The following is a 13,612-nucleotide window of genomic DNA, read 5'->3' as shown; positions in this document are numbered from 1 at the left end:
TCACGTGCCCTTGTCGGACACGTGCGCTTCTTCGAAAGTCGCCATGCCGGTGTGGCAGGCGAGCGCGGCGCGGAGCACCAGCACCGCGACGGCGGCGCCGGAGCCCTCGCCGAGCCGCATGCCGAGATCGAGCAGCGGCCTCATGCCCAACTCCTGCAGCAAGAGACGATGGCCCGCCTCCGCCGACACGTGGCCGGCCCAGGCATGGTCGAGCGCATCGCCGCGCAGTGCCTTCAAGGGCGCCACCGCCGCGGTCGACACCATGCCATCGAGCAGCACGGGAACGCGCTTCTTGCGCGCCGCAAGGCAGGCGCCGAGGATGGCAGCGAGCTCGCGGCCACCAAGCGCCCCGGCCGCGCGCAGCGGATCGTTCAGCACGTTGGCATGACGCGCCAGCGCCGCCTCGATGGCGGCGCGCTTGCGCGCAAGGCCCTCCCCGTCGACGCCGGTTCCGGTGCCTGCGAAGCGCGCACCGCCGCCGAACAGCGCGCCCGCAAGCGCCGCCGCCGCCGTGGTGTTGCCGATGCCCATCTCGCCGAGGACAACGAGGTCTGGCGCGTCGGAGACATCCTCGTAGCCCGCCGACACCGCATCGAGAAACTCGGCCTCGCTCATGGCGGGACCTTCGGTGAAGTCGGCGGTCGGTTCATCGAGCGACAGCGCGACGACTCGAAGCTCGGCGCAGGCCTCGCGCGCGAGCTGATTGATGGCCGCGCCGCCGGAAGCGAAATTCGCCACCATCTGCGCCGTGACCTCCGGCGGATAGGCGGACACACCTTGCGCCGTCACGCCGTGATTGCCGGCGAAGACCATGATCTCGACCCGGCCGAGCGACGGCGGGTTGCGCCCCTGCCAGGCAGCGAGCCAGGCTACCGCCTCCTCGAGGCGGCCCAGGCTGCCGGGCGGCTTGGTGAGACGCGCCTCGCGGCGCGCCACGGCCGCCGCCGCCTCGTGGCCGCCGGGCAGATCGAGGCAGGCGGCACGGAGCTCGGCAAGTGAGGCAAATCGGCTCATTTGGGCTTAGACTTGCGGGTGTCAAGGAGCGGGGATGGGCGGCATTACCACGGACATCAGGACGGGCCTAGCCTTTTGCACGCGGCTGCCGCTCGGGCGCGCCGCAGCGCCGGAAGGCGCGAGCCTCGCGCGCGCCAGCTGGACCTTCCCGCTCATCGGCGCTCTCGTCGGTGCCATCGGCGCGGCGGTCTGTTGGCTGGCCGATACGGTCGGGCTCGATCCATTTGTCTCGGCGACGCTCGCCGTCGCCGCGACTCTGCTCGTCACGGGGTGCCTGCACGAAGACGGCCTCGCCGACACGGCGGACGGCTTCGGCGGCGGCGCCACCAAGGACCGCAAGCTCGAGATCATGCGCGACAGCAGGAGCGGCGCCTATGGCGTGGCGGCGCTCGTGCTCTCGGTCTTGCTCAGGGTGGCCGCCATCGCCAGTCTCGCCGACCCGGTGCTGGTTGCGGCGGCGCTCATCGCCGCACATGCGGCCGCGCGCGCCACCATGCCTCTCTTCATGCTGCTCGTGCCGGCGGCGCGCCGGGACGGATTATCGGCGGGAGCCGGCAGGCCGCCGCTCGGCAGCGCCATCGCCGCCGGCGTGCTCGGACTGCTCGCGCTTCTGCTCTGTCTCGGCGTCGCCGCGGCGCTCATGGCGGCGATGCTCGTGGCGGCGGCCGTGGCCCTAATGGCGTGGATCTCGTTGCGGCAGATCGGCGGACAGACCGGCGACGTGCTCGGGGCGGTGGAGCAGATCAGCGAAATGCTGATCCTGCTCACCGCCTCGGCCCTACTGTAAGGCTTGCTACTCCTTCACCGCGGAGGTGATGGAGCCAATGACATCGGATGCCGTCTTGAACTCCTTGTCGCGGGTCGTGATGCCGTGACGCTTGGCGATCCAGGCGAAATCAGTATAGGCGACCCAGACTTGGCCCTTGTCGTCTTGGAACACGAGGAGCCGCACCGGCCAGTCGAGCCCTGCGTCGGGATCGGCGGTGATGAACAAGGTGCCGAGCGGCGGGTTGCCAAAGATCAGCAAGGTCGAGGGGGCGAGCTCGATGCCGGCGTCGGCGGCGAGCTTCGACTGATCGATCTCATCGAAAAACATGATGCCCTTGGCGGCGATGTCCTTCCTCAGGCGATCCACGGTCTCGGACATGTCATAGGCGCTCTTGACCCGGACGATGCCGTCGTCGGCGGCGCTGGCCGCACCTGGCATCAGGAGCAGGAGCGCGAGTAGAAGGATCACGGCGGATGAAATGCGGCGGGTCAACATGGGAGCTTCTCCTGTGCGGCGCGTTTTGCCTATCGGAGAGAATGGCGCAAGGCGTCGCCAAGCTGAAATGCCGCTTCGCTACCATGGCGATGCGCCAAGGCTATGGTGAGCGAAACGATAAGATGCCGCTAACGGGACCTAAACGGGCCGCGTGGTAGTTTCTCCAACAATAGAAGTCTCGATAGAGGACTTCGCATACAGGGAGTTTCTCATGCGTATCGCCCTTGCCCTTTCGCTCCTTGCCGGTGCCGTGTTTCTGACGCCGGCCGCCGCCACCGCGGCGCCGCTCGCCCTCTCCGACCATACAGCCCTGACCAAGTCCGTCGGCGAGGCGGGGGCGGTTGTCGAGGAAGCGGGCTGGCGCCACAAATCCCGCCGCTATGGGCGCCGCTATGGCTGCAACTGGACCTGCTATCCCTATTACCGGCCCTACCAGTACCACTACTGGCAGTTCTACTACCCGTATGGCGGCCCGCTGTTCTAAACGCGGGCTCGATTCCTGAACGAGTTTCACGGGGTTGTGACCGCGGAGCGCGTTGCCGCGCGCCTACGCCGTCGCTACGTTTGATGGTTGCCGGGGAGGGTTGGCGTATTAGGAGCTTAAGATGCGTCACCTCCTCACATTCGCTGCCGCGGCGGCCGTCGCCGGGCTTGTGCTCGGATCGGGGCCGGCCAAGGCGGCATCCCTTCCCAAACTCGATGGCCTGACCGGTCAAGCCACGCAGGCCGAGCCGGTACGCTACTATCGCTACCGCTACGGCTATCGACCCTATTATCGGCCCTACTACCGGCCGTACTACTACGCGCCGCGGCGCTACTATTACGGCTACCCGTACTACCGGGGCTACGGCTACGGGTACCGGCCCTACTACGGCCGCCGTTACTGGTGATAGCGAGCTGTTGAAGACCGGCGGCAACACGCCGCCGGTCCATCCCCTTGAGATCTGAACAAGGGGGTGACGGTCCGCCCTCTCCTTGTGGCAGAGTGCGCGCCGTGACGGCTCCCCTCGATTCCCTCGCCACCCGCGCGCTTTCGCTGGCACGCGCCGCGCTTGCCCGCCCAGGTGCGCCGGCCGAGCTTCCAGCGCGCCTGCTCGTGGTCGACGCGGAGCGCCAGACCGCGGTTTGGCTCGAAGGCGGACGCGCCGCCACCGCATGGCCGGTGTCGACCGCGCGGGCCGGCATCGGCGGCGAGGAGAACTCCTACAAGACCCCGCCGGGGTGGCACCGCATCCATGCGAAAATCGGCGAGGACGCATGCGCGGGCGCCGTGTTCGTGTCGCGAGCGCCGACCGGCGACACATGGTGCGGGGAGACGCGCGAGGACGACCTCATACTCACGCGCATCCTCACCCTCGACGGACTGGAGGACGGGGTCAATCGAGGGCCCGGTCGCGATTCGCTTCATCGCTACATCTATCTCCACGGCACCAACCACGAAGGCCTGCTCGGCCGCCCCACGTCCCATGGCTGCGTGCGTCTGTCGAACGCGGATGTCTGCGCGCTGTTCGCTCTGGCGCGCGAAGGCGATGTCGTGCTGGTCGCGGCGCCGGAGGAGCGCGCGATCCCCGATCCGAAAGGCGGCCGCTTCCACTACGCCGGGCTCGCCGGCTCCGGCATGAGCGCCATCGCCCAGTTCCAGGCCATGACCGGCGGACGGGTGAGCGGCAGCGACCGCGCCTTCGATCACGGCGAGCGCGGCGGCTTGCGCGCGCAGCTCGAAGCGCTCGGCATCGCGGTACTGCCCCAGGATGGCAGCGGCGTCGGCGGTGATTGCACCGCGCTGGTCGTATCGACCGCGGTCGAGGAACAGGTGCCGGACTTCGCTGCCGCCACGGCGCGAGGAATTCCCATCGTGCACCGCTCGGAGATGCTCGCCCATTTCGTTGCGTCCCACCGCACCATCGCCGTCACCGGAACCAGCGGCAAGTCCACGGTCTCCGGCATGATCTTCGAGATCCTGCGCGGCGCGAGCCGCGACCCTTCCGTCATCACCGGCGGCGATCTCCCCTGCCTGCAAGCGGAGGGGCTCCCGGGCAACGCCTATGCCGGAGGCTCCGACCTTCTCGTGGTCGAGGCCGACGAGAGCGACGGCTCGCTGGTGCGCTACGCGCCGGCCATCGGCATGATCCTCAACCTCCAGCGCGACCACAAGGAAATGGCGGAAGTCGCCGCCATGTTCGCCACATTGCGGGCGCGGACCCGCGAGGCGCTGGTCGTGGGGGACGCGGAGAATCTCGATCCGTTCGCCGGCGGCTCGCTCCGCTTCGGCCTCACGGCGCGGGCGGACGTGTGTGGCGAAGATGTTGTACTCGGCGCCACATCGAGCCGCTTCAAGGTCGGCAGCACATCGTTCGAGGTGCCGGTACCGGGCGCGCATAACGTGGCGAACGCGCTCGCCGCGATTGCCGTCTGCCAGGCGGCCGGTGTCGCGCTCGCGGAGATGGCGGAGCCGCTATCGCGCTTCTCCGGCATTGGCCGCAGGTTCCAGACCATCGGCGTGGCGCGCGGCGTCGAGGTGGTGGACGACTTCGCCCACAATGCCGAGAAGATCGCCGCGGCGATCCGCACCGCGAAGCTGCGTACGAATCGCGTGTTCGCCATCTATCAGCCGCACGGCTACGGGCCCACCCGGTTTTTGCGCCAGGACTTCATCACAACCTTCGCGCGCGAACTGTCGCCGGAGGATCGATTGTGGATGCTCGAAGTGTTCTATGCCGGCGGCACCGCGACGCGGGACTTCTCCGCCGCCGACATCGTGGCGGAGATCGCCGAGCGCGGCGTCCGCGCGGAGTTCGCGCCGTCGCGCGATTGGCTCATCGCGCGCATCGCAAGCGCGGCGCAGGACGGCGATCTCGTGCTGGTGATGGGCGCGCGCGACCCTTCGCTCACGGCATTGGCCTACGCGATTCTCGGCACGCTCCAAGGCGGCAGGCCGAAGGCCTGACCGGTCAGTTGCCGAACAGGCCAGAAATCAACTCGTCCAGTCCGCCGCCGCTGGCCTGTCGGCGCTGAGCGCGCGGTTGCTCGGTCTCGGCGACGACGGCCGGCTCGGCCGGGACCGGGAAGCGGACAGGCTTGTCGAACAAGGCGGCGGCCATGCGGTTATCGATGCCGTAGATGTCGCCGAACGTGTCGAGCTTGCCGTCCTCATCGATCACCGCTGTGAAATAGGTGAGATGCACTGGTACGAGACGGTTGAGCTTGACGACGTTGGTGGTACCTCCAGCAAGGAGGCCCCGCACGCGCTCGGCCGGCCACCCCCTGTCCTCGGCCAACAACAACGCAGCCAACCGCTCCGGCTCGCGCACGCGGATGCAGCCGTGGCTCAGGGTCCGCACCGTCTCGGCGAACAGCTCGCGCTGCGGCGTGTCGTGCATGTAGATGGCGTGCCGGTTGGGGAAGTTGAACTTGAGCTGGCCGAGCACGTTGGCCGGTCCCGGCGGCTGGGTGAAGGTGTACTGCCAGATCTTCACGTTGCGCCAGTCGACATTGTCTGGGTGAACGGGCTCGCCATTGAGGCTCACCCTGAGATCATGCTGGCGGAGGATTGCCGTATTGGCGTTGCCGAAGAAGCCGCCGTCGCCCTGCAAGCGCGGCGCCAGATCCTCCTTCAGAATCGTAGGCGGCACGGTCCAGTCCGGGTGGAACACGATGGTACGCATCGGCGCGGAGAAGAACGCCGTTGCGTACTTAAACTGACCGACGATGGTCTTCTCGAGGTAGATCGGCTTGCCGCCCTTGACGACGCGAGCGTTGAACTCGGGGACGTTGTTCCAGACGTGAAAGGCGCCGAGCTGGCGTGGCATCCAGCGCCAGCGCTCCATGTTGATGACGATGAGCTGGACCTCGCGATCGGCGTTTGGATCCTTGCCGGCCGCTTCGGCCTTGGCGCGCGCGTTTTGCAATGCCTCACGCAGGCGCTTGAACTGAGCATGCTGCGGATGGAGCCCGGTGAGATAGGCGGCCGGGTCGGAGGCCGCACCAATTTCCGCAAGCACCGTCTTCGGGTCGCGCAAGGACGGCGCCTGGTCGAACAGCCGGCTCGCCTTCGACGGCGCCAGGCGGCCGATCTGGGCGTCGCGCGCATAGCTCAAGACGGCGAGCGAGAGCTGGAGCTCGTCGTCGGCGTGCGCGTTCGGCGTGGCCAAGAGATCGTTGGCGGGGGGCAGCTCGAACGATCCGGCATCGAGGCCCCAGTCGTCGGCCTTGCCGATCTCCTCGATGAGCGCGTGCGCCTTTTCGCTAAAGCCTTCATCGGTGACCCAGAGCGGTGGCCCCTCATGCGCGCCGTAGAAGGCCTTGAGGGCTTCAAGATCATCGGGAGCAACTCCCTTCTTCGTCCCGGGCTCGGCGAGCTTGGCGCGGATCTCGGCGACGATGGGATGCGCAGGGACCGGCTCGGGTTCGGCCTCCTCGATGGGAGTTGCGGCGTCGGTCGCGTCCACGGGCTTGTCCGCATCGTCCTCAGGCGTTGCCGCTTCGGAGGGACCCGCCGGCTCGGCGGCAGCGTCGGTCGGCGACTCGTCCGAAGTTGCGGCCGGTTGGTCGCCGTCCGGTGATGCTTCGGCGTCGGCGGGCGCGGCTTCAGCTTCGTTTGGCGCGGGCTCAAGCTCCACCGACGCCGGCTCCTCGTCCTTGGCCGGCTCAGCAGGCGCAGGGGCCGGTTCGCTCGGCGGTGTCAGCGCAGCGGTTTGCACCTCCGGCTCGGTTGCAGCAGGCGGCTGGTCTTTGGTCTCGGCCGCGCCTGTGGGCGACTCGGGTTCAGCAACAGGCGCCGGCGCGGGTGTTGCCGCATCGGGTGGAGCGATCTCGAGCACGACCTCATGCCCGATCAAGTCCTTCACCGGCGCTTCGGCCACGGCGGTCGCGACAATGGCCTGCTCGGCGGGTTCGACCGGTAATGACTCGGCAGCCACCACCTCAGTCAGAGGCTCAGGCGGCGCGGTCGAAACGGACGGTACAGGCTCCGCTGGCGGCGACACTTCGGTGACGACAGTTGCCTGCTCGGCGGGCTCGGCTGACGGCGTCTCGGCAGGCGGCTCGGCGGCGGCAAGGGTGCTCGGCGCGGACTCCGTCGAAGCCTCGGCGCTTGTCTCGGTGGGGTCCGGGTCGACGCTGCCGGTGGCGACCGCGTCTGCATCATCACTGCTCGGCGGCTCGGCGGCGTCTACCGCCGTCACAGATGTCTCATCCGGCGGAGGCGCCCCTTCCGCCGTCAACTCCGCCGCTCCCGCCGCCAACTCCGCCGATCCTGCCGCCACGGCCGCCGCCTCCTGCGCGCCCTCGCCGATGGCGGCAGCGAGCGCTTCCGCATCCGGCGCGCGGGTCGGATTGCGTTCCGGCATGGTCGGCCGGAAGACTTGCTTCTTTTTGGCGGGTTTTGGGGCGCCATCGAGCACGGGCGCGCGGATTTGCTCCGCAAACGCCATGCCGGCGGGCATGCCCACCGCAAGCATCACGGCAACAGCTACAGCGCCTCGGCCTGCAACTGGGGAGCGTCCGCCCATCCCTGGTCCCCTTCGCCCAGCTAGGGTAAACCCGGCGGAACGCCGCCGCTACCCTGAAATTGCTGGCGATTTTTTGCCCCGCCTTCACCTGACGCTAACAGCGGCGGGTGTCTTCTGCCCCTACGAACGCTAAACGCTCCGAGGGGGTCAGAAGTTCGCCATGCCGTCACATTCGACGAAAATTTTGTCCGGACTGAGCCGGCGCCGCCTAATCGGCGGCACGCTCGCCGCGGTCGCGCTGCTGCCCGCGGGCACGCCGGCCCGCGCCCGGGCCGTCGAGGTGTCCGAGGGGCCCGACGATCAGCGATTCATGCGGATGGCGCTGGAAGAGGCCGCGCTCGGCGACTACCCGTTCGGCGCGGCGATCACCCGAGACGGCGAGGTATTGGTCCGCGCCCGCAATATCGGCAAGTTGACCCAAGACCCGACGGCGCATGCGGAAATGATCGCCATCCGGCGCTTCCTTAACCTTTACGGTCCGGAAGAGCTCAAAGGCACGACCATCTACGCCTCGGGCGAGCCCTGCCCGATGTGCATGGGGGCCATCATCTGGTGCGGGATCGGGCGGGTGGTCTTTGGCGCCTCGATCGAGCAGCTCGCCACCAAAATCGGCCAGATCATGGTGAGCAGCGCCGACCTTGCCGCAAACACCCCGTTCGAGACGATTGCGATCACCGGCGGCGTCCTCGCCGAGCAGTCGCTGAAGCTGTTCAAGTGATGTATTCCGGAATTTTGCAGCGAAATTAGGCGCCTTAACGCGTTTTCGGCAGTTTTTGCCCGAATCTTGCCCGAGCGAGATTTGATCGCTCGCCCAATTGATGCAATGACCCCTGAAATCACATCGAACCTAGACTGGCCGCCACGCGTTATGTCCCATAGGGCATTCCGCGAAATTCGGCCCCATTCTTGCTCGCCACCCTGCGTTGCTATTCGCGGTGGCAAGAAACTCTATTTTCCGAGGCGTTCTTTCATGTGCGGTCTGTGCGGCGAAATCACTTTCGACGGCTCGCCCGCGTCAGTTGAGGCCGTCAGCGCCATGACGGGGGCGATGGCCCCCCGCGGGCCGGACGCCGAAGGCCTCGTGGCGCGAGGCCGGGTCGCACTCGGCCACCGGCGGCTCAGGATCATTGATCTCTCCGAGCGTGGCCAGCAGCCGATGATCGATTCCGAGCTTGGGCTCACCCTCACCTTCAATGGCTGCATCTACAACCACAAAGACCTGCGCGCCGAGCTCGAGCAAAAGGGCTACCGCTTCTTCTCGACGAGCGACACCGAAGTGATCCTCAAGGCGTGGCACGCCTGGGGGCTTGAGGCGCCCCGGCGTTTCAACGGCATGTTCGCCTTCGTCCTCCACGAGCGCGACACGGGCCGGGTCGTCATGTGCCGAGACCGGCTCGGCATCAAGCCGCTCTACTACGCGCAGGACGGCGCACGGCTCCGCTTTGCCTCAACTCTGCCGGCCCTCGTCGCCGCCGGCGGTGTCGATACGGGAATCGATCCGGTCGGCCTTGCTCACTACATGACCTTCCACGCCGTGGTGCCGCCGCCACACACGATTCTGTGCGGCGTGCGCAAGCTGCCGGCGGCGACTTTGCGCATCATCGAGCCGGACGGCCGCATCAAGGACAGCATCTACTGGGAGCTCGGCTTCACGCGTTCGCGCGAGGACCTCGCGTTGAACGATGCAGAGTGGAAGGACCGGGTCGGCACGGCGCTCCGCCGCGCCGTCGGCCGACGCATGCTCGCCGACGTGCCGGTGGGCGTGCTGCTCTCCGGCGGCGTCGATTCGAGCTTGATCGTCGGGCTCCTCGCCGAGGCCGGGCAGGACGGCTTGAAGACCTTCTCCATCGGCTTCGAGGCGGCACACGGCGAGGCGGGCGACGAGTTCATCTACTCCGACCTCGTCGCCGAGCGCTTCGACACCGACCACACCAAGATCATGATCCCGACGGCCAGCATGCTGAATGCGTTGCCGGACACCATCGCCGCCATGTCTGAGCCCATGGTGTCCTACGACAATGTCGGCTTCTATCTCTTGTCGCAAGAGGTGGCGAAACACGTCAAGGTAGTGCAGAGCGGCCAGGGCGCCGACGAGGTGTTCGCCGGCTACCACTGGTACCCGAAGCTCGAGAACTCGAACGACATTCTCTCCGATTATCGAGCGCTGTTTTTCGACCGCGACCGCGAGCGGCTCGCGCAACACCTTGCCGATGCATGGATGACAGGGGACGACGAGCCGGTGCAGTTCGTCGCGGCGCATATCGACCGTCCGGGCGCGGAGACACCGCTCGACCGCGCGCTCCGCATCGACACCACGGTGATGCTGGTCGACGATCCGGTGAAGCGCGTCGACAACATGACCATGGCCTGGGGGCTCGAAGCCCGCGTGCCATTCCTCGATCACGAGTTGGTCGAGCTTGCGGCGCGCGCGCCGCCGGAGCTTAAGCTGAAGGACGGCGGCAAGGGCGTCCTGAAGGACGTCGCACGGGACGTCATCCCTTCCGAGGTGATCGATCGGCCCAAGGGATATTTCCCGGTGCCGGCGCTCAAATATATCGACGGGCCGGTGCTGGAGATGACGAAGGATGCGCTGACCTCGCAAGCGGCGCGCGACCGCGGGCTGTTCAGGCCGGAGTATCTTGGGCGCCTGTTCGAAGATCCCAAGGCGCATATCACGCCGCTGCGGGGGTCGGAGCTATGGCAGTGCGCGCTGCTGGAGCTCTGGCTTCAGGCCCACAACATCTAGAGGACAGAGGACGGCGATGAGCATCGAAAAGCACGGTAAGACGCAGTCCGGTGACGGCGCCAAGCCCGCGCCGCACGTGCTGGCGGCCAAGACGGAGCCCCTGATGTCCAATACGGACACCGTCGAGAAGAAGAACGTGGCGCTCGATTGCGGCTGGGGGAGGCTGTTGTTCGGCCAGACATTCGACAAGGCCGCCGCGCTCGCGCAGTGCATCCGCGCCGAAGGGCCGGGGCGGCGCGACATCGCCTTCTATATCAGCGACCCTCATGTGCTGCTCGCCGCGGCACCGCAGGAGCTGTTTCTCGATCCCTCGCATACCTACCGGCTCGATCTCGCCGCCTATGAGCCCGCCAAGGAGGGCCCGCGCGGCTTCTATATCCGCCGGCTGAGCTCGGTTCAGGACGCCGAGGAGGTCAACCGCATCTATGCCGGGCGGGGCATGGTGCCCGTGGCGCCGGACTTCTTCTGGTCGCGGCGCGACAGCCGGGCCATCACCTATTTCATCGCCGAGGACGAGGCGACGGGGGGGATCATCGGCACGATCACGGGGGTCGACCATTGGGCGGCATTCGGGGACCATGAGCACGGTTCGTCGCTGTGGTGCCTCGCGGTCGACCCGCAGGCGACCTTGCCAGGGATTGGCGTGGCGTTGGTCCAGAGGCTCGCCGAACATTTCAAGGAACGCGGGGCGGCGTTTCTCGACCTCTCGGTGATCCACGACAACAAGCAGGCCATCGCGCTTTACGAGAAGCTCGGCTTCGTGCGGCTACCGACCTTCACGGTCAAGCGCAAGAACGTCATCAACGAGGCGCTATTCACCGAGCCGCCCTATGACGACGCGGCGCTCAACCCTTACGCACGCATCGTCATCGACGAGGCAAGGCGGCGCGGCATTGGCGTCGACATCATCGACGCGGAGGGCGGCTTCTTTCGGCTCACCTTCGGCGGCCGCTCAATTGTCTGCCGCGAAAGCCTGACGGCGCTCACGACAGCCGTCGCCATGAGCATGTGCGATGACAAGCGCGTGACGAGGCGGATCGTCAAGGCGGCGAAAGTCAGGGTGCCGGAGCAGGTGAGCGCCGACGACAAGGAGCGCGTTCGCGCGTTCCTGGAGGCGCACGGGGCGGTAGTGGTCAAGCCGGCGCGAGGCGAACAGGGCAAAGGCGTCGTCGTCGGTCTCAAAACCTGGGACGACACCAACACCGCCATCGCGGCGGCGCGCAAGCTCAGCAACGAGGTGATCGTCGAGGAGTACGTCGAAGGCGTCGATCTCCGCCTCGTGGTCATCGACTACCGCGTCGTGGCCGGCGCCATCCGCAAGCCGGCGGCGGTGGTCGGTAACGGCCGATCGAGCGTGAGGGAGCTCATCGACCATCAATCGCGCCGCCGCGCCGCGGCCACCGGTGGCGAATCGAAAATCCCCGTCGACGCCGAAACCGAGCGCTGCGTCGCCGAAGCAGGCTACACGTTGGACGACGTGCCGCCGGTAGAGGCCTATATCGCCGTGCGTAAGACGGCGAACCTGCACACCGGCGGCACCATTCACGACGTCACCGGCATTCTACATCGCGGCCTGATCGACGCCGCCGTCAGGGCGGCGCGGGCCATCGACATTCCCGTCACCGGCATCGACTTTATCGTTAGGGCGCCGACCGAGCCCGAGTATTGGTTCATCGAGGCCAATGAGCGGCCGGGGCTCGCCAATCACGAGCCGCAGCCGACTGCCGAGCGCTTCGTCGACCTCCTGTTCCCTCAATCGATGCCGGCCACCGTGCGCGAAACGCTTCAAATCTAGGCGCTCGCGTATTACCCATCTGGCGCCAGTGGCCGAGGTCGTCCGGCCGGACAAGGATCAGATGACAATTCTGCATATCGACCTTAAGTACCTCGCCGATCGCCTGGACGAGCTGCTCTCGATCCCGAGCCCGACGAGCTACACGGACAACGTCGTCCGGCATTGCGGGCAGGAGCTGGACCGGCTCGGCGTGCCGTTCGAGGTCACGCGGCGCGGGGCCATAAGGGCGATTCTAGGCGGCAAGGCGCGACGACCGGCGCGCGCCATCGCCGCCCATCTCGATACGCTCGGCGCGCAGGTCAAAGCCATCAAGGACAACGGGCGGATCGAAGTCGTACCTATCGGACATTGGAACGCGCGGTTCGCAGAGGGTGCACGCTGCACGATCTTCACCGAACAAGGCGGCTATCGCGGCACGATTCTGCCGCTGAAGGCGTCCGGCCATACGTTCGGCGAGGAGATCGACGAGCAGCCGTCCGGCTGGGCCCATGTGGAGGTGCGCGTCGACGCGCGGTCATCCACCGTCGAGGAGGCCAGGAAGCTCGGCATCGACGTGGGCGACATCGTCGCCATCGACCCGCAGCCGGAGTTTCTCGAGAACGGATTCATCTGCTCGAGACATCTCGACGACAAAGCAGGAGTCGCCGTGATGCTCGCGGCGTTGCAGGCGCTCGCGCCCGTCAAGGACCGGCTCCCTGTCGACGTCTATTTCCTGTTCACCATCGAGGAGGAAGTCGGGGTTGGCGCGTCCAATATCCTGACCGAGGACGTGGCCTCGCTCATTGCCGTCGACAACGGCACGTCGGCGCCGGGCCAGAACAGCGCCGAGTTCGGCGTTACCGTCTCCATGGCCGACCGCAACGGGCCGTTCGACTACCACTTGACGCGCCAGCTCGTCGGGCTGTGCGTCGAGAACGACATCATCTATCAGAAGGACGTGTTCCGCCATTACCGGTCGGATGTCGCCTCGGCGGTCGAGGCTGGCCACGACGTGCGCACGGCGCTGATCTGCTTCGGCATCGACGCGAGCCACGGCTGGGAGCGCATCCACATCCATTCGCTGCGGTCGCTGGCCGAGCTGATTACCGCTTACGTCCTGAGCCCGGTTGCCTTCAAACGGGACGTCGAAGAGGTCAGCACCTTGAAGGGCTTCCCGCGCCAGCCGACCGAGGAGGCGGAGCAGGAGCTCACCTCCGACGTCGAGATCGAGGAGGACTGAGCCCCAGTTCCTGCTAAGGCGATAGACAAGGTCTGTCATCTCGCGCCACGGCGGGTGGCATGAT

Annotated in this window: 11 protein-coding genes; 8 read left to right on the top strand and 3 right to left on the bottom strand. The window is 67.0% G+C overall.

The genetic code is table 11. From position 1 onward, the window contains the following. Positions 1-1,014, bottom strand: a complete 1,014-nt coding sequence (gene cobT / locus ACRECX_RS04795; RefSeq protein ID WP_431557676.1) for a nicotinate-nucleotide--dimethylbenzimidazole phosphoribosyltransferase — start codon at positions 1,012-1,014, stop codon at positions 1-3. 34 nt (positions 1,015-1,048) lie between these two features. Between cobT and cobS the strand changes: the two genes are divergently transcribed. Further along, positions 1,049-1,801 carry an adenosylcobinamide-GDP ribazoletransferase gene (gene cobS, locus ACRECX_RS04790; protein WP_431557675.1) on the top strand — a complete coding sequence of 251 codons (753 nt, stop codon included), beginning with the start codon at positions 1,049-1,051 and terminating at the stop codon, positions 1,799-1,801. 6 nt (positions 1,802-1,807) lie between these two features. Here the strand turns inward: cobS and ACRECX_RS04785 are convergent, their stop codons facing one another. Then, positions 1,808-2,278: a DUF302 domain-containing protein gene (locus ACRECX_RS04785; protein ID WP_431557674.1), complete on the bottom strand. Its 471-nt coding sequence runs from the start codon at positions 2,276-2,278 to the stop codon at positions 1,808-1,810. Positions 2,279-2,489: 211 nt separating this feature from the next. Here ACRECX_RS04785 and ACRECX_RS04780 point away from each other — a divergent pair, with 211 nt between their 5' ends. From ACRECX_RS04780 to ACRECX_RS04770, 3 genes are all read left to right on the top strand, one after another. Beyond that, complete coding sequence (locus ACRECX_RS04780) at positions 2,490-2,762, top strand: hypothetical protein (RefSeq protein WP_431557673.1); 273 nt, start codon at positions 2,490-2,492, stop codon at positions 2,760-2,762. Positions 2,763-2,883: 121 nt separating this feature from the next. Then, entirely contained in the window at positions 2,884-3,168 is a 285-nt protein-coding gene (locus ACRECX_RS04775) for a hypothetical protein (RefSeq protein ID WP_431557672.1), read from the top strand. A gap of 104 nt (positions 3,169-3,272) precedes the next feature. After that, on the top strand, positions 3,273-5,225 hold the full coding sequence (locus tag ACRECX_RS04770; protein ID WP_431557671.1) for a glutamate ligase domain-containing protein: 1,953 nt from the start codon (positions 3,273-3,275) through the stop codon (positions 5,223-5,225). A 4-nt stretch (positions 5,226-5,229) separates the two neighbouring features. On the opposite strand, the gene ACRECX_RS04765 is transcribed toward ACRECX_RS04770, so the two are convergent. Beyond that, positions 5,230-7,737, bottom strand: coding sequence for a L,D-transpeptidase family protein (locus ACRECX_RS04765; protein ID WP_431557828.1), 2,508 nt, complete (start codon positions 7,735-7,737; stop codon positions 5,230-5,232). 211 nt (positions 7,738-7,948) lie between these two features. On the opposite strand from ACRECX_RS04765, the gene ACRECX_RS04760 reads away from it, so the two are divergent. The 4 genes from ACRECX_RS04760 to ACRECX_RS04745 all read left to right on the top strand — a co-directional run bounded on the left by ACRECX_RS04760 (position 7,949) and on the right by ACRECX_RS04745 (position 13,548). Then, on the top strand, positions 7,949-8,506 hold the full coding sequence (locus tag ACRECX_RS04760; RefSeq protein WP_431557670.1) for a nucleoside deaminase: 558 nt from the start codon (positions 7,949-7,951) through the stop codon (positions 8,504-8,506). Between the two features lie 252 nt (positions 8,507-8,758). After that, positions 8,759-10,534 (top strand): N-acetylglutaminylglutamine amidotransferase, encoded by a 1,776-nt coding sequence (locus tag ACRECX_RS04755; RefSeq protein WP_431557669.1) that lies wholly within the window; start codon positions 8,759-8,761, stop codon positions 10,532-10,534. Between the two features lie 103 nt (positions 10,535-10,637). Continuing rightward, complete coding sequence (gene ngg, locus ACRECX_RS04750) at positions 10,638-12,329, top strand: N-acetylglutaminylglutamine synthetase (RefSeq protein ID WP_431557827.1); 1,692 nt, start codon at positions 10,638-10,640, stop codon at positions 12,327-12,329. A 61-nt stretch (positions 12,330-12,390) separates the two neighbouring features. Further along, positions 12,391-13,548 carry an osmoprotectant NAGGN system M42 family peptidase gene (locus ACRECX_RS04745; protein ID WP_431557668.1) on the top strand — a complete coding sequence of 386 codons (1,158 nt, stop codon included), beginning with the start codon at positions 12,391-12,393 and terminating at the stop codon, positions 13,546-13,548. The last annotated feature ends 64 nt before the right edge of the window (positions 13,549-13,612 follow it).

This window comes from Methyloceanibacter sp., from assembly GCF_050726195.1.
Classification (GTDB): domain Bacteria; phylum Pseudomonadota; class Alphaproteobacteria; order Rhizobiales; family Methyloligellaceae; genus Methyloceanibacter.
Note: the sequence above shows the minus strand (reverse complement) of the source record. Positions and strands in the feature narration are given on the sequence as shown.

Excerpts from the sequence above, each read along its gene's own strand:
- cobT (WP_431557676.1), bottom strand. The coding sequence starts at position 1,014 with ATGAGCCGATTTGCCTCACTTGCCGAGCTCCGTGCCGCCTGCCTCGAT.
- cobS (WP_431557675.1), top strand. The coding sequence starts at position 1,049 with ATGGGCGGCATTACCACGGACATCAGGACGGGCCTAGCCTTTTGCACG.
- ACRECX_RS04785 (WP_431557674.1), bottom strand. The coding sequence starts at position 2,278 with ATGTTGACCCGCCGCATTTCATCCGCCGTGATCCTTCTACTCGCGCTC.
- ACRECX_RS04780 (WP_431557673.1), top strand. The coding sequence starts at position 2,490 with ATGCGTATCGCCCTTGCCCTTTCGCTCCTTGCCGGTGCCGTGTTTCTG.
- ACRECX_RS04775 (WP_431557672.1), top strand. The coding sequence starts at position 2,884 with ATGCGTCACCTCCTCACATTCGCTGCCGCGGCGGCCGTCGCCGGGCTT.
- ACRECX_RS04765 (WP_431557828.1), bottom strand. The coding sequence starts at position 7,737 with ATGCTTGCGGTGGGCATGCCCGCCGGCATGGCGTTTGCGGAGCAAATC.
- ACRECX_RS04760 (WP_431557670.1), top strand. The coding sequence starts at position 7,949 with ATGCCGTCACATTCGACGAAAATTTTGTCCGGACTGAGCCGGCGCCGC.
- ACRECX_RS04755 (WP_431557669.1), top strand. The coding sequence starts at position 8,759 with ATGTGCGGTCTGTGCGGCGAAATCACTTTCGACGGCTCGCCCGCGTCA.
- ngg (WP_431557827.1), top strand. The coding sequence starts at position 10,638 with ATGTCCAATACGGACACCGTCGAGAAGAAGAACGTGGCGCTCGATTGC.
- ACRECX_RS04745 (WP_431557668.1), top strand. The coding sequence starts at position 12,391 with ATGACAATTCTGCATATCGACCTTAAGTACCTCGCCGATCGCCTGGAC.